Here is a 15,278-nt window from a genome sequence, read left to right on the forward strand (position 1 = left end):
CAGGCTCTATCATAAAACAGACATGAAAAGAATCCTTGCACTCGCTCTTGCCAGCCTCGGGGCAGCCCAGGCCCAGCTCATGAATCCACCGGAATTTATCCTGAATTCCAGCTTTTTTCAGGGGCATCAGAAGGCAGCAGACGGCAGCTACAAAAAAGGCTTCAACACCCTGAAACTGACCAGCAAAGCCGGTCTGGTTTTGAAAGCCGAATACACCAGCAACAACACCAACCTGCAAACCGCTGCACAGCTGATTGCTTACCTGACCGGCTATGGGGAAAGCTTTGAAGAACCCGTCCTGAATTTCCTCAAGCAGAACCAGAAAGAGCTTTCCAGAGGGGTGTCCGTGCTGGATCAGGACAGCCAGTACAACATCAGCGTGGTGCAGCAAAGTGGTCTGCTGGGGCTCTCTGTGGAGCGTCACCAGTTTCCGGAATCCACCTTCCCGAAAAATGTGCCCACCTATGGTGATCCTAAAGCAAAAGTGGCCATTCGCATCCTCAGCGATTACCAGTGCCCCTACTGCCAGAGGCTGGCCACCACCGTGCTGTCCAGCTGGAAAAAGCAGGCTGGCAGCCTGGGCATCAAGATCGAGCACCACCACTTTCCCCTGAGTTACCACCAGAACGCCTTCCCTGCAGCAGAAGCCGCCGAGTGTGCCAACGCACAGGGCAAATTCTGGGAATTTACAGATGCCGCATTTCAGGACTGGAATTGGACCAAAAAACCTGTTCCTGATGCCCTCAAAGACTTCTCCAGAATGGCAGGCAAACTCAAACTGGACACCAAAAAGTTTGACCGTTGCCTGGCCACCCACCAGTTCAAGGATCGGGTGAATGAAGGGCTCAAAACAGGCCAAGCCGCCAGACTCACCGGAACCCCCTCGGTGTATGTGGGTGGGTTCAAAGTGGTGGATTACAACAACTGGAAGGAAATGATGACCCTGATTCAGCTGTCCCAGTAAAAAACCAGGTCTTTTTGCAGAAGTGGGCAGTTTGGCCACTTCTTTTTGTTTTCTGAAGCAAATCAAGGCAATAAGCCATATGACAGGGACATTCCTGGTGGGAGGTTCGGCTAGAATCATTCAAATGGGCAGCAAATATTTCTGCCTGCACTGGAGGATGGAATCGAATGAAGAAATGGATGGCATTGAAAATGGCTCTGGTCTGTGCACTGCTTGCCGGAACCAGTGAAGCGCAATTTCTGCAGAATGAGAAACAGTTCGCCGCCGATCTCCTGTTGCAACCTGTTGCTGGCCAGACTGGGGTCTATAAAAACAAGTATTACAAGGCTTATGTGACCTCAAAAAAAGGTCTGGTGACCGGGGCAAGTTTCGTCTTCAATGGCGAAATGCAGTTCAGGGACCTGAGCAGCATCGTGAATTACCTCTTTGATGACCTGTATTTCGAAGAAGAACGTGACCTGATCAAAGAGTGGAACAGCCATGTTCAGAACATCCGGTCCAGAGACGGTTACAGCTTCACAGATGATTCTCTGGGGTACCAGTTGAACCTGCAAGGCAAGGACAGCAAAAGTTATGTTCTGAAAATGAACCTGATTTCCCGCGATCTCAAAAGTTTCCCTGAGGATGCCGTGGTTTATGGTGATCCTGCAGCAAAAGTCAGTGTGCAGATCTTCAGTGACTTCCAGTGCCCTGCCTGCAAGATGCTGTCTTCAGAGGTGCTGGAAAAGTGGAAAACCACCCTTCCTGCCCAGGGTGTGAACATCAAGTACTACCACTATCCCCTGGATTACCACAAGAACGCCAACCCTGCAGCCCTGGCTTCCGAGTGCGCCCGGGATCAGGGCAAATTCTGGGAGTATGCTGAATACCTCTTTGAGACCACCGGATGGCTGCGCAAAACCGGAAATGACCTGACAGAAAGCCTGATCGGTCTGGCAAATCGCACAGGACTCGATGCAGCAGCATTCAAAACCTGCTATGAAACCGCACAACACCAGGACCGCATTGACCAGCACATCAAGGCCGGAGATCAGGTCAAGGTGTGGGGCACCCCCTCTGTGTATGTCAATGGCGTTCCCTTTGGCAACTGGGATGATTTCAGTCGTCTGGGTGCTTTGATTCAACTGGCAAAATGAGTCCTCTGTCTTCTCAGTCTGAGCGAACCTCAGGCTTTTTTGTGCGTCTCAGACATTAAAACTCAATAAACTTGACAATACTATACTCAACTTATATTATTGAGTTAATGAAGTTGAGCGTGTCTCAATCTGTCGTTCCCCGTAGAAAATCTGACTGCCAGCGTGCAGCGGTTTTTTTACCCTGAGAAACAGGAGGTTCCATGAATCCCGAGCGTTTCACCGAAAGCGCTTTGCAGGCGTTTCAGGAGGCCCAGCAGCTGGCGACCCAGAACCAGAACCAGCAGATTGCTCCCCTCCACCTGCTGATTGCGCTGCTTTCTGACCCCAACAACCACAAAGTCGTAGAGCTGGCCGGAGGCAATGCCACCGCTGCCCTCAACATCCTGCGCGGAGACCTCTCCAAACTGCCCAGGGTGAGCAGTGGTGCAGGCATGTATCTGGAAGCAAACGTCCCCAATGCTTTCAACAAAGCAGAAGAGATCGCCAAGGAGCTGCAGGACAGTTTCATTGCCGCTGACACCTTCCTGGTGGCTGTGGCCAGCGAGTACAGAGGCCGCGCCCTGCCCTCCTACAAAGACCTGAGACAGGCTTTGAACAAAGCCCGAGGAGGCAAGACCGTGAGCACCAAAACCGCCGAGCAAACCTTTGACGCGCTGGAAAAATACGGCCTGGACCTGACCGAGCGTGCCAGAGAAGGCAAGCTGGACCCTGTGATTGGCCGCGATGAGGAAATTCGCCGCAGCATGCAGATCCTGCTTCGCCGCACCAAAAACAACCCCGTATTGATCGGTGAACCCGGTGTCGGGAAAACCGCCATTGCAGAGGGCCTCGCCCAGCGCATCGTCAAAGGGGATGTCCCTGAGGGCCTGAAGAACAAGCGCATTGTGACCCTGCAGATGGGCAGCCTGCTTGCCGGAGCAAAATACCGGGGTGAATTTGAAGAGCGCCTGAAAGGCGTGATTCAGGAGGTCATCGACAGTGCAGGTGAAGTGATCCTGTTCATCGACGAGATCCACACCATCGTGGGCGCAGGCAAAGCCGAAGGTGCCGTGGATGCAGGCAACATGCTGAAACCCGCCCTGGCCCGTGGTGAACTGCACCTGATCGGGGCCACCACCCTCAAAGAGTACCGCGAGATCGAAAAAGACGCTGCTCTGGAACGCCGTTTCCAGCCCGTGTTTGTGGAAGAGCCCTCTGTCGAGGACACCATCTCCATCCTGCGTGGGATCAAGGAGCGTTACCAGCTTCACCACAACGTGGAAATCACCGACCCGGCACTGGTGGCCGCAGCAACCCTGTCTCACCGCTACATCTCGGACCGCCAGCTTCCAGACAAGGCCATCGACCTGATCGATGAGTCTGCGGCAAGACTCCGCATGGCGCTTGAATCCAGCCCCGAGCAGATTGACGCTTTAGAGCGCCGCAAACTGCAGCTGGAAATCGAACGGGAAGCCCTCAAGAAGGAAAAAGACGAGGAATCCCAGAACCGCCTCCTGGATCTGGAGCACCTGCTGAAAGACATCACCGAGGATCTGGCACAGCTGAAAACCCGCTGGGAATCCGAGCGTCAGGAACTGGGAGAGATCAAGCAGAAACGTGAACAGCTTGACAAGATCCGCACCGAAATTGAGCAGGCCGAGCGCAACTACGACCTGAACAGGGCCGCAGAGCTGAAATACGGCAAGCTGCCCGTGCTGGAAAAAGAAGTGCTGGATCTGGAGAAGAAACTCAAGAACGCCGAGTTCGCCCACCAGCAGGTCACCGATGAGGACATCGCCTCGATTGTCTCCCGCTGGACCGGGATTCCGCTCGAAAAACTGATGCAGGGTGAGCGTGAAAAACTGCTGACCCTCGAAGACGAGCTGCACAAGCGCGTGATCGGGCAGCATCAGGCGATCCAGAGTGTTGCAGATGCGGTGCGCCGTGCCCGTGCAGGACTGAATGACCCCAAACGTCCCCTCGGGAGCTTCATCTTCCTGGGCCCAACGGGGGTCGGCAAGACCGAGCTTGCCAAAGCCCTTGCCTCTTTCCTGTTTGACACCGAAGATGCCCTGGTGCGCCTCGACATGTCCGAGTACATGGAAAAGCACAGCGTGTCTCGCCTGATCGGGGCCCCTCCTGGATATGTCGGTTACGAGGAAGGCGGACAGTTGACCGAGGCTGTGCGCCGCAGACCTTACAGCGTGATCCTGCTTGACGAGGTTGAGAAGGCCCACCATGATGTGTTCAACACCCTGCTGCAGGTGCTTGATGATGGTCGCCTGACCGATGGCCAGGGCCGCACCGTGGATTTCCGCAACACCGTGATCATCATGACCAGCAACATCGGCTCGCACCTGATTCTGGACGCCGCCCAGCATGGGGGCATCAGTGAAGCCACCAAGCATCAGGTGATCGGTGAACTGCAACGGGCCTTCCGCCCCGAGTTCCTGAACCGTGTGGACGACATCATCGTGTTCGATGCCCTTGCTGCCGAAGACCTGCGCCGCATCGTGGACATTCAGCTTTCTGGCCTGAGGAACCGCCTCTCTGAGCGCCGCGTGACCCTCACCCTCACGGATGCTGCCAAAGACCATCTGGCACGCATTGGTTATGATCCCCAGTTTGGTGCCCGTCCCCTGAAACGGGCCATCTCCCGCGAGATCGAGACCCCGCTTGCCAGAGAGATCCTGTCAGGCAAGGTGCCAGACAACTCACAGATGGTGATCGATTTCCATGACGGTCGTCTCCTCTTCAACCCGCAACTTGTGAATTAGAGGAAATCACTCAAAACCCTGAGAGCCAGGCTCTCGGGGTTTTGTTTATTTTTTACAAAAAGGTAACAGCTTTACAGATGAAAAGCAGGTTTGCGATAAATTTTACTGGATACAATTTGTACTTTTTCAGGCAAATTCTGTATGCAATTGATTTTCTATGCATCGAATGAGATGGTTCCTCACAAAAAGCCCCAGTCTTGGCATTTCATGTGTTTCTTGTTAGAATCACTCGTCTATACCTCAGGCAGGTAGGAGAAACACCATGAAAAAAATAGCAATCGGCGCACTGCTTCTGCTGGGAGCAGCACAGGCCACTGATGCACCTTCACAAATGGACGACGGCGGAAGCGGTGGGAAAACCCTGCACATCGCCATCGTTGGCCCTTACAGCAAAAACGACCCTGTTGCTGAACAGATCCGCATGGCCACCGAACTGGCCCTCGAAGAAGCCAAAGACTACATCAGCGTCAACTTCGGCTGGCACCTCGACACCATCACCGTGGACGACGAGGACAACCTGAACAGCGTGAGCAAGGTGCTGAAAAAACTCAGTGCCGACAACCGTCTGGTCGGAGTCGTTACCGCCTCCAACTCGGACATCACCGCTGCACTCGTGGAGCAGCTTTCCAAGGACAGAATCCCGGTGATCTCCTCCACCGCCACCTCCAACAGCCTCACCGAGCGCAACTTCCTGAACTTCAACCGTCTGATTCCCCGGGAATCCACCCAGGGCGCAGTGGTTGCGGACTTCATGAAAAAATCCCTGAGTGCCAAAAAAGTCTACATCCTGAACGACAAAACCAGCACTGGAGAGGACCTTGCCACTGCGGTGCGCAGCAACCTGACCCAGGACAAGGTGGAAGTGGTCAGTTACGACGGCATCCCCGACAAAACCTACTTCGCTCCCACCCTCATCAAGATCAGGAACTACAAACCCGATGTGATCTTCTATGGGGGCAACGCAGAACTGGGCGCAGAACTAGTGAAAGCCCTCAGAGACGCAGACATCAGCACCCCCTTTGTCGGCGGAGCAGGTCTGGACACCCCCACGTACACCAGACTGGCTGGAAAGGCTGCTGTGGGCACCTACTTCAGCACCGTGGTCGGGCCCATTGAAGGTTACGCCTATGCCGACGACTTCCTGAAGAACTTCAAAAAGACCTACAAAAAAGAAGCGACAGGCTGGGCCATCCTGGCTTACGACTCTGCCAAAGTCATGATCAAGGGCATTGCCAGAGCCGCCGTGATGCGTGACACCGACCTTGGAAAAGTCCCCAGCAACAATGCCATCATGGACGGCATCCGTGGCCTCAGTGCCCAGGACCTCGCCACCGGAGATGTGCGCTTCAACAAGAAGGGGGACCGCTCTGGCACCACCCTGTTCATCATGAAAGTGGGCACCAACCTGGAACCCACCATGATTCGCAAAGTGGGCGCAGAGCAGTAGGGGCGTGCCGCTGGCTCGGCCTCAATCAGGGCCGCTGGCTCGCCCAGACCATCAAATCCCCAGAGAAAAAGACAGCAGAGCACCCCTGTGCTTTTGCATCCTACACCTGCAAAGGCCAGAGCTTCTGTTCTGGCCTTTTGCTTCTGCTGGCTCCTGAGGGAAAGTCATCCAGGATTTCTGCCTACAGGGACGAGCCTGTGGCCCGTCCCTACTTCTTCAACTCCACCAATACCGTTTCATATTTCTCTGCCACCGATTTGACGGTCCCCACACCTTCCACCACCCAGCTGGTGGATTCGGTCACCACAGGCTTCATGAAATCGAGCACCGGGATGGTCATGCCCTCGGGGGTCTGGTTGCCTGCGGCCTCCAGGCTGGCTTTCATGGCTTCCAGCATCGGGCTGGTGAAAGAGGTGGTGATTCTGGATTTCAGCTTCCAGGCGGTGAAGGTTCCGGCGGGAACGGTGACGGTTTCCTGACCCACCACTTCCTCTTCGCCTTTGAGGTTGAAAGTCATGTCCATGCCTTCGGTGGAGCCCATGAAGCTGTACTCGTAGGACCATTTTGTGCCCACATTCCAGGTGCCCAGCGGCCAGCGGCTGCCTTTCACATTGGTGTTGCTGACCTTGAAGCGCTCCATGCCAGGGCCGCTCATGCGCTGGTCATTGAGGGACATGTAGCCATTTTCGGTGCAGGTCCAGTTGGAGGTGAGGGTGTTGCCATCGCTGAACTTCATGCGCTGGGTGAAACTTTCTGGTCCCACTTCAAGGTAGGTCTGCTGGTAGGTGGTGGCGGGGGTTCCGGTGTTCTGGTAGGTCCAGACCCAGCCTTCTCGCACCGGGAAATAGGGGCTGTCGCATTTGGCCTGGGCCACGCCCAGCAGCAGAAGACCGACACCCAGCATTTTTTTCAGCATACGTCCTCCTTTGTTCCCCTCAGGATAGGGGGCAGCACAAAACACAGGTCTTAAACCGTTTTCCTAACATTATTAAAACTCTGCCTGCTCTTTTTTTGCATCAGCACAGAAAAAAAGCATGAAGTGTGCTCATATGGACTGGAAAAGCCAGAGGAAATTTCCTCTGGCTCAAAGGGAGCAGGTTTTTCAGGCGTGCTGCTCTGACTGCCTGGCCTGAATGATTCTGGCCTGCAGGTGCTGGGGCACTTCGGCGTAATTGTTGAATTTCACCGAGTAGGCACCGCGACCGCCTGTGATGGAGCGCAACTGGGCACTGTATTCCTGCAGTTCGGATTCGGGAACGAGGGCCCGGACCACGGTCAGGTTGCCGTCGGTGTCCATGCCCAGAATCTGTGCCCGTTTGCCCTGCAGGTCGGAGAGCACATCGCCCATGTTGGCTTCAGGGATGTACACGTTCAGTTGCAGGACGGGTTCCATCAGGATGGGCTGGGCTTTGCTCATGGCTTCCCTGAACGCCAGTCCTGCGGCCATCTTGAAGGCGATGTCCGAAGAGTCCACTTCGTGGTAGGAGCCGTCATAAACGACCACTTTGATGTTCTGCACGGGGTATCCGGCCAGTGCCCCTTTGGCGAGGCTTTCTTCCACCCCTTTGTGAATGCTGGGGATGTACTTGCTGGGCACCACCCCACCCACAATTTCAGAGGCAAATTCAAAGGTTTCCGCGCTGGGTTCCAGGCGCAGCCAGCAGTCTCCGTACTGGCCGTGTCCTCCGGTCTGCTTTTTGTATTTGCCCTGCGATTTGGCAACACTCTTGATGGTTTCGCGGTAGGCAATTCTGGGTTTGGTGGTGGTGACATTGACCCCGAGCAGGGCAAGTTCTTCGATGGCCAGGTTCAGGTGCATGTCGCCCAGGCCTGAAAGCACCATTTCGCCGGTTTCGGGGTTGCGGCCAAATTTGAGGGTGGGATCATCGTCGAGGAGTCGGCCCATCTGGGTGGTCAGTTTGTCCTCATCCTGGCGGGTTTTGGGGTGCAGGGCCACCGAGACCACGGGGTCAGGCAGGTGCAGGGGGCCATAGTCGATGTGGTGATGCGGATCACAGAGGGTTTCTCCGGTTTTCACATCGCTGATCTTGGTGAGGGCCCCAATCATGCCAGCGGTCAACTCTGGAACTTCCTGCAGGTCCTTGCCGTTCAGGCAGTACAGGTGGGCAGGGGTGACGGTGGTGCCACGGGAGCAGTTGTAGATGGGCTGGCCGGGTTTGAGGGTACCGGACCACACCCGCACGTAGGCCACTTTCCCCAGGAAGGGATCGGTGGACGAGCGGAAAACCCTGGCACTGAAAGGCGCATCGGGGGTGGGAGGGCGGGTCTGTCCATCCACGGCCACAAAAGGAGGTCTTTCTGCTGGTTCCCGCTCGATGGTGACCAGCAGATCCAGCAGGGCATCCACCCCCACCATTGTGGTGGCAGAGACAGGAATCACCGGGTCGATCTGACCGGTCTTGAAAGCGGTGAGGAGGGCACGGTTCAGTTCCTGCAAGGTGACTTCTTCATCTGCGAGGTAGCGCTCGATCAGTTCCTCATCGGTTTCCACAATGCGTTCAACAAGTTTTGCCCGGTATTCCTGCACCTGGTCTTCGTAACCAGATGGGATGTCCACAATCTGGCCTCCAATGTAGGCTTTGCGGGACAGCAGGTCAATCACGCCAGAGAAATCTTTTTCACTGCCGATGGGGAGGTGTGTGGCGACCACAGGGCCAGAGATGGAGGTTTCCAGGCTGCTGAGGGTTTCAAAAAAATCCGCGCGATCCCGGTCCATTTTGTTGACGGCGATGATGCGCGGCATTCCGAACTCGTCGGCGGTCTTCCACACCCTTTCGGTGCCCACCTCCACGCCCGACACCGCACTGACCACCACCAGGGTGTTGTCTGCACTGCGCAGGGCTCCACGGATCTCACCCACAAAGTCGGAGAACCCGGGCGTGTCGAGCAGGGTGACCTGACTCTCATGCCAATTGAAAGGGAGCACCGATGTGAAAATGCTCATCTGGTGCTCCTGTTCGAGGGTTGTGTGGTCCGAGGCCGTGTTTTTCTGCATCACCGATCCCAGACGTTTCAATTGTCCGGCCCTGTAGAGCATGGCCTCTACAAGACTGGTTTTGCCTACCCCGCTGTGCCCCACCACCGAAACATTAAAGCGCATAACGCCTCCTCGGGAAATGAGCCGCCCTCCAGCCTGCTGTCTCAGGTGCTGCGTGTAAATGTATGCAATTTGCCAGACAGGCGTCTCGAAAACTGGGCTATGTGTTGGACTGCCGAGAATGTGACTGACTGTGTACGAGCATCATACAACTTTCTTACAGGGCAAAACTCCCGGCTTGATTACAGCTGAGGGTTGCCTCAATGCTCCCGGGATGTTTGTCCTGTGATGGCTCATCTTTTTCATTTTCTTTTGCTGTCTCACACAATAAAAGCTGAGGATCAGCTGAAAACTAAAGGTTTGCTTAAAAAAATATCCGCTCCCAGAGAATTAAAATTTGTTTTAACAACTGCAATAAAACTGTCAGGAACTTTTCTTAGAATAGAGGTAACTCAGATCTGAGGGTGAGGCCCCACCTCCACACACATCATCACCGGGCACCTTGTCCAATGATCCGCAGCCTGCAAAGGAGGACCGTATGAAAATCGAAACGATCACACTAGAAGTCCTGGCGGATCAGCGCGAAGAATTACGCTCTGAATCGGACGAAGAAACCCAACGTCAGGCAGCCATCGCCTCTCTGGCCCACCTCGATCCTGAAGCTGTTTTCGATCACCTGCAATCCCTCGACAACCGCATGCGCCGTTCCCCCAGACAGCAAACCACCCTGCAATGCTAACTTCCGTCTTCTCGCAGGGCAGCACGTAAGAAATCCCGAGTCTTGAGCAATCAGGCTCGGGTTTTTTCTTTGGCTTCACCTTCCCCTGCCCTCAGGGCCTGAATGGTTCTGCGAAGAGGCTCTGGGATGGGCACACCTGCCCGGGCCATCTGTTCCACAATCGAAAACAGTTCATTTCCAAGCAGGATGTAGGTGACGGCATTTCTGAGGCTCTGGTCCTGCCCGAGCACCTGATCGATCTGGTGGGCAGCGGTGAGGAGCATCCAGAGCAGCAGTTTTTTCAGCAGGGTTCTGGAGGCTTTTTCTGCCCTGGATTTCGGGCGGATGAAGTGCACCAGAACACGGGTGAGCAGGTCCAGGACCATCAGGATGAACAGGGCAGAGAGGGTGGGATGTGCAGGGCCAAGAACCCAGAGAAAGATGTTTTCCACAGACAGCATAAAGCTCCTTTCTCAGCATCTTGCAGCTGATGTTCTGTCTTGAATGGATTGTCAGGGGTGATTTCGCTATTTACATAACCCAGTTTAGCACTATAATGCTAAATAGCAAGATCCGTCATTTCCCTGATGGTGTTCCTCCGTCAAACCTTCTAGCATTGTGATACTGAAGAGGTCTCTATGCCCCCCAGAACCCGCACCCCCCGAGACATCCCCCGCTGGGCCGACGCACTCCGCATGCGCCGCAGTGCCCTTGGGCTGTCACAGGATGAAGTGGCCCAGCGTTCCCAGGATGGCCTGGCCCAGCGCACGGTTTCGGCCCTGGAAAATGGCACCATCGACCTCAGAGACCTCTCTGTGGGCCGCCTGCTTGCCCTGGCAAGAGCCCTGGGGTGGACCCTGTACGACCTGCAACAGGCCACCCGCCTGGACCTCGGCATCGAGACCCCTGAAGGCAGGCTCTCCCCTGCTCCGGTTCGCACCTTTCCCCTCTATCCCCTTGAAGAAGCCAGCAAACCCCTCAGCCAGATGAAACCTTTCCCTGAGTATCCAGCTCCGGTGTGGGCCAGAGATGCCTGTCCTGGGCTCTGTGTCTTTTTTGAAGGACACCATCCGGTGACGGGGGGCAAACTGCATTACATCGACACCACGGACCACCACCCCGAACCCGACCATGCCTATTTGATCGTGTACCAGGACATTCCCCAGATTTGTGACTATCAGGAAACCTCATCCCGAAACGGCAGCATCGGTATTTTTGTGTCCAGAAGTGGTCGCTTCATTCCCCCCGAAGACAGCCAGGTGGTGGGCCGCCGTTACCTGCTCAGCAGCATTGAACGCGCCTGAACCCCATTGACAGGAGACCCCCGTGCACCGATTCAGCAAAACCAGCCTGCCCGCCCATTCTGTTCACCGCAAAATCATTGTGCCACTCTATGCTTTTGCCCTCGCCAGTGAGCCTGTGGATGGCAGCCCTCTGGAAAAACATGGCCGGGCACAGGTCCTGGAAGAGCATTACAAACCGCATTATGTCTACTTCACTGTGCAGGGGAACAGCATGGACAATGGCACCGAGTTCTCCATCCTGGACGGAGACACGCTGGTCGCCGACACCAGCGACCTGAATGCCCGCCAGAACCACATTTACCTGTGGGACATCCCCGGAGTGGGACCCTGCATCAAGATGCTGGGCTGGCATGACGACCTCGGGGCCTGCCTGATCAGCCTGAACCCGGAGCACCGCCCGTTCATTCCGCTGGATGGAGCAAGGCCCATTGGCAGGGTGATTGGCAAGCTTTTGCCCTCGGGAACTGTCATTTATATCCGCTAAGAACAGGCGTTGAAGATCAGGGAAACTTCCTATACCCGCACGGGAAGCAATCTTTTACAATTTTCTTACAGATCAAGAGCTTTCTTCTCTGGACCCCACCTGCTCCTCCCCTCAGGTGGGGGATTCGCTATCATGGGCCCATGCAAGACTTTCGAACCCAGGATTTACAGCAGATTTTTGATCAGGCTGAACCCGAGCATCAACCCATGCTTTCAATGCTGAAATCCAGCCCTCAGGACTGCTGGATGTTGAAGGTCGAAGGACAACCTGCAGGTGCAATCTGGGTCAGTGCTCCCTACGAGGGGGTCTCTCAATTCTGGATGTATTTGTTGCCCGAACATCGAGGAAAAAAACTTGCACAAAAGCTCTGGGCGCAGGTTCAGGAGCAAGCAAAAACAAAAGAAAGCCATGCTCTTGAAGCCTATCGGCCTTCAGAAAAATGGCTGGCAGAAAAAGCCCTTGCTCTGGGCTTTCAGGAAGCGGGGGCATACCATTTGCTGAGCTGGCCTGCACCTCCCCAGAAAGCGCTGCCAGAAGGCTTCGAAATCCAGTCTTATGCAGAGGTTCAGAAGGATGACCTGCTCCTCAAAATGCTGGAAACCGCCTATGCAGGTCAGCACGGGCACCAGATCCCCACACCAGAAACGGTAGAACTGCTCCTGGAAAGCGTTTCTCCAGAACACATCTTCCTGCTCAAACATCAGGAAGAATGCATTGGCATCACCCGACTGGAAATGTGGGAGGGCACCCATGTGCTGGACGCTCCAGGTCTTGTGCCTGCTTTCAGAACCCCTGAACTGGCCCTTGCCCTGGTCTCCCAGGTCAGCCAGAACCTGCAGGGCTTTCAGATGTCTTCCTGGGGTGAGAGCCCAGCTTTGCTGCAGGCCTATCTGGATGCTGGAGCCACAGTGGTCGAAAGGACCCCTTTTCTGGTCAAAGCTCTAGAACCATGATTTCTGCCTGAGAGACAGATCGGGCTTCTGTAACGAGACGTTCTGGATGTTGCCCAATAGCGGGTGAGGCATGCGTCTTGTGATGTACCAGATGCCTGCAAAGGGGTGAGCCGACGGCCCGCCCCTACAGATGTGAATCCAAATGTCTGCCTTCTGTCTTCTGCCTTTGGCTCTCGGCAATGCACCATCCACCCCTTAAACTGAATGAATCCAAATCCCCTCCCCGCGTGTCTCTATGTTTGATGCGCACCCAGGCCTCAGACCTCTTCTCTGTTTCGATGTGTGGTGGGACCCCCTGATGGACTCCGAAACCCAGCTGATCCTCAAACTGTCCAGAGGGGACGAAAACGCCCTCAGGGACCTCCATGACCTGCTGAAGGGTCGGGTGTACACCCTGGCCCTGGAGATGCTGAAAAGCCCCCAGGACGCAGAAGAGGTCCTGCAGGACACCTTTGTGAAGCTGTACCACCATGCCAGGGAATTCAGCCCGCACATCCATGCTCCCCGTGCCTTCATCTACACCATTGCCCGTCGGGAGTGCCTGAACCGCATCCGTGCCCAGAAGGCCCGGCCCCTGAACGCAGGGCTGGACCTGACCGAGCACGACCACCTTGCCTCCACCCCTTTTTCTGACCCCGAGGACCGGGTCACGGTAGACCACGCCATGAACCACCTGAACGCGCTTGACCAGCACCTGATTCACGACGCCTTCTTCGAGGGGTACACCCACGATGAACTCTCCAGCCGCTACCGGCTTCCGCTCGGGACCATCAAGACCCGATTGCGGCGTGCCCTCTCGGCCATGAAAAAAGCACTGGAGGGGAAAGGATGACCCACCCACGTGACCACCTGATCAGCTACGTGCTCGGTGAACTCCCCGAAACCGAACGGCAGGCCATGGAAGAGCACCTGCTGGATTGCCCGGTGTGCCGCAAGAAGGTGCTGGAATTGCAAGAAGGGATGGAGGTCCTGGTGGAAAAACTGCCAGAGCAGAAAGCACCGGACGTGTGGCCTGGGATTCAGGCACAGATCTCTGGTGCTTCCCGACAGGTTCCATCTTCCAGACCCCTGTGGACCCGCCCCTCCATGCTGGCAGCTTCCATTCTGGTGATGGGACTTCTGGGATATGGAACGGTGGCGTTCGTGCAGCACTACCAGTCCACCACCCTGGTTCGCCATTACGTGGAAATGGCTGTGCGAACAGAGACCATCAGGACAAAAGAAGGGCAAAACATCGCCAAAGTGATCTTCGCGCAGGATGGGAAAGCGCTGTTCGTTCCCATCTCGAAACCTCCAGCAGACCGGACCTATCAGGCCTGGGGACGGGTGGGAGGCACCCCTTTTTCACTGGGCCTCACCCGTGGAGAGCCCCTGGAAGTGCAGTACGTGGGCTTTGAACGGGTCGGACTCAGCATGGAACCCACAGGGGGCAGCGAGAAACCCACCCATCCCCTTGGTGGGATTGACCTGCTGTAAAGCTCACAGTGGACAGTTTTCAGTACAGAGAGATCCGGGGTGCTCTGGCCTGGTGCCCTCGGCTCTGGGCCCCTGGCGCTTGGCCTTCTGCCTTCCGCCCCTGCAGTCTCTGAATCCAAATCCTCCTCTCGCGTGTCTCTAGGGTTGGAGGTAGAAAACATGATGAAACACTTCTTGAGCTTTGCCCTGATGACCAGTGCCCTCGCCAGTGCCAGCAGCCTCGTGCAGTACCACGATGACGCGAAACTCGGACGCATCCTGACCGATGCCAGTGGCATGACCCTGTACATTTTCACCAGAGACACCGAAAACACCAGCAACTGTTACGACCAGTGTGCAGTCAACTGGCCCCCTCTGATGGTGCAGGATGCAAAAGAACTCCCTGAAGAACCTGGATATGGCACCACCACCCGCAAAGACGGCGCTCTGCAGGTCACTTACAACGGCTGGCCCCTCTACTACTGGGTCAAGGACCAGAAAGCCGGAGACACCACCGGACAGGCCGTGGGCAACGTCTGGTGGGTGGCCAACCAGCAACCCCTGATCACCGTGCAGAAAGACACGGCTCAGGGCAACGTGCTGGCTGGACCCAGCAACATGACCCTGTACATCTTCACCAAAGACGAGGGTACCACCAGCAATTGCTATGACCAGTGTGCGGTCAATTGGCCTCCCCTGCTGGTCTCGCACGGGTCCCAGCTGATGGGCACCTTCAAGAGCCGCCTGGGCGTGACCACCCGCAAAGACGGCGCTCTGCAGGTGACCATCGGAGGCAAACCTGTGTATTACTGGGTCAAAGACCAGAAAGCTGGAGACACCACCGGGCATGGGGTGGGGAACGCCTGGTGGGTCATTCAGGACGAAGCAGCCCAGTAAAGTCCCTTTAAGCAGGAAGAGCGTTCCAGAAGGAATTCTGGGGCGCTTTTTTATGGTCTATAAGTGCTCTAAGTGTTTTATAAGTGAAGGTCTGCTATCTTTACCG

General features: G+C 55.7%; 14 protein-coding genes. 11 read left to right on the forward strand and 3 right to left on the reverse strand.

The window, feature by feature from the left end; translation table 11 throughout:
• Nucleotides 1-22: 22 nt before the first annotated feature.
• From DC3_RS11010 to DC3_RS11025, 4 genes are all read left to right on the forward strand, one after another.
• Nucleotides 23-964 carry a DsbA family protein gene (locus DC3_RS11010; RefSeq protein WP_186815970.1) on the forward strand — a complete coding sequence of 314 codons (942 nt, stop codon included), beginning with the start codon at nucleotides 23-25 and terminating at the stop codon, nucleotides 962-964.
• A gap of 167 nt (nucleotides 965-1,131) precedes the next feature.
• Entirely contained in the window at nucleotides 1,132-2,100 is a 969-nt protein-coding gene (locus tag DC3_RS11015; protein WP_146884414.1) for a DsbA family protein, read from the forward strand.
• A 200-nt stretch (nucleotides 2,101-2,300) separates the two neighbouring features.
• The gene (gene clpB / locus DC3_RS11020; RefSeq protein ID WP_146884415.1) at nucleotides 2,301-4,856 is read left to right on the forward strand and encodes an ATP-dependent chaperone ClpB; all 2,556 of its coding nucleotides are present in this window, start codon (nucleotides 2,301-2,303) and stop codon (nucleotides 4,854-4,856) included.
• Between the two features lie 262 nt (nucleotides 4,857-5,118).
• Nucleotides 5,119-6,303, forward strand: coding sequence for a branched-chain amino acid ABC transporter substrate-binding protein (locus tag DC3_RS11025; protein WP_146884416.1), 1,185 nt, complete (start codon nucleotides 5,119-5,121; stop codon nucleotides 6,301-6,303).
• Between the two features lie 208 nt (nucleotides 6,304-6,511).
• Here the strand turns inward: DC3_RS11025 and DC3_RS11030 are convergent, their stop codons facing one another.
• Nucleotides 6,512-7,219, reverse strand: a complete 708-nt coding sequence (locus tag DC3_RS11030; RefSeq protein WP_146884417.1) for a hypothetical protein — start codon at nucleotides 7,217-7,219, stop codon at nucleotides 6,512-6,514.
• A gap of 186 nt (nucleotides 7,220-7,405) precedes the next feature.
• Entirely contained in the window at nucleotides 7,406-9,424 is a 2,019-nt protein-coding gene (gene fusA / locus DC3_RS11035) for an elongation factor G (protein WP_146884418.1), read from the reverse strand.
• 475 nt (nucleotides 9,425-9,899) lie between these two features.
• Between fusA and DC3_RS11040 the strand changes: the two genes are divergently transcribed.
• Entirely contained in the window at nucleotides 9,900-10,100 is a 201-nt protein-coding gene (locus DC3_RS11040) for a hypothetical protein (RefSeq protein WP_146884419.1), read from the forward strand.
• Between the two features lie 50 nt (nucleotides 10,101-10,150).
• Here the strand turns inward: DC3_RS11040 and DC3_RS11045 are convergent, their stop codons facing one another.
• Nucleotides 10,151-10,540, reverse strand: a complete 390-nt coding sequence (locus DC3_RS11045) for a phage holin family protein (RefSeq protein ID WP_146884420.1) — start codon at nucleotides 10,538-10,540, stop codon at nucleotides 10,151-10,153.
• A 177-nt stretch (nucleotides 10,541-10,717) separates the two neighbouring features.
• On the opposite strand from DC3_RS11045, the gene DC3_RS11050 reads away from it, so the two are divergent.
• The 6 genes from DC3_RS11050 (at nucleotide 10,718) to DC3_RS11075 (ending at nucleotide 15,172) form a co-directional block, all read left to right on the forward strand.
• Nucleotides 10,718-11,383 (forward strand): helix-turn-helix transcriptional regulator, encoded by a 666-nt coding sequence (locus DC3_RS11050; protein WP_146884421.1) that lies wholly within the window; start codon nucleotides 10,718-10,720, stop codon nucleotides 11,381-11,383.
• 22 nt (nucleotides 11,384-11,405) lie between these two features.
• Nucleotides 11,406-11,867 carry a S24 family peptidase gene (locus DC3_RS11055; protein ID WP_146884422.1) on the forward strand — a complete coding sequence of 154 codons (462 nt, stop codon included), beginning with the start codon at nucleotides 11,406-11,408 and terminating at the stop codon, nucleotides 11,865-11,867.
• A 140-nt stretch (nucleotides 11,868-12,007) separates the two neighbouring features.
• Complete coding sequence (locus DC3_RS11060) at nucleotides 12,008-12,820, forward strand: GNAT family N-acetyltransferase (RefSeq protein ID WP_146884423.1); 813 nt, start codon at nucleotides 12,008-12,010, stop codon at nucleotides 12,818-12,820.
• Nucleotides 12,821-13,118: 298 nt separating this feature from the next.
• A complete protein-coding gene (locus DC3_RS11065; RefSeq protein WP_186815971.1) occupies nucleotides 13,119-13,652 on the forward strand; it encodes an RNA polymerase sigma factor in 534 nt (177 codons plus the stop codon).
• Complete coding sequence (locus tag DC3_RS11070) at nucleotides 13,649-14,296, forward strand: anti-sigma factor (protein WP_146884438.1); 648 nt, start codon at nucleotides 13,649-13,651, stop codon at nucleotides 14,294-14,296. Before DC3_RS11065 ends, DC3_RS11070 begins: the two co-directional genes overlap by 4 nt.
• 159 nt (nucleotides 14,297-14,455) lie before the next feature.
• Nucleotides 14,456-15,172 carry a hypothetical protein gene (locus DC3_RS11075; RefSeq protein WP_146884425.1) on the forward strand — a complete coding sequence of 239 codons (717 nt, stop codon included), beginning with the start codon at nucleotides 14,456-14,458 and terminating at the stop codon, nucleotides 15,170-15,172.
• Nucleotides 15,173-15,278 lie beyond the last annotated feature (106 nt).

It is taken from the genome of Deinococcus cellulosilyticus NBRC 106333 = KACC 11606, from assembly GCF_007990775.1.
GTDB classification, from domain to species: Bacteria; Deinococcota; Deinococci; order Deinococcales; family Deinococcaceae; genus Deinococcus_C; species Deinococcus_C cellulosilyticus.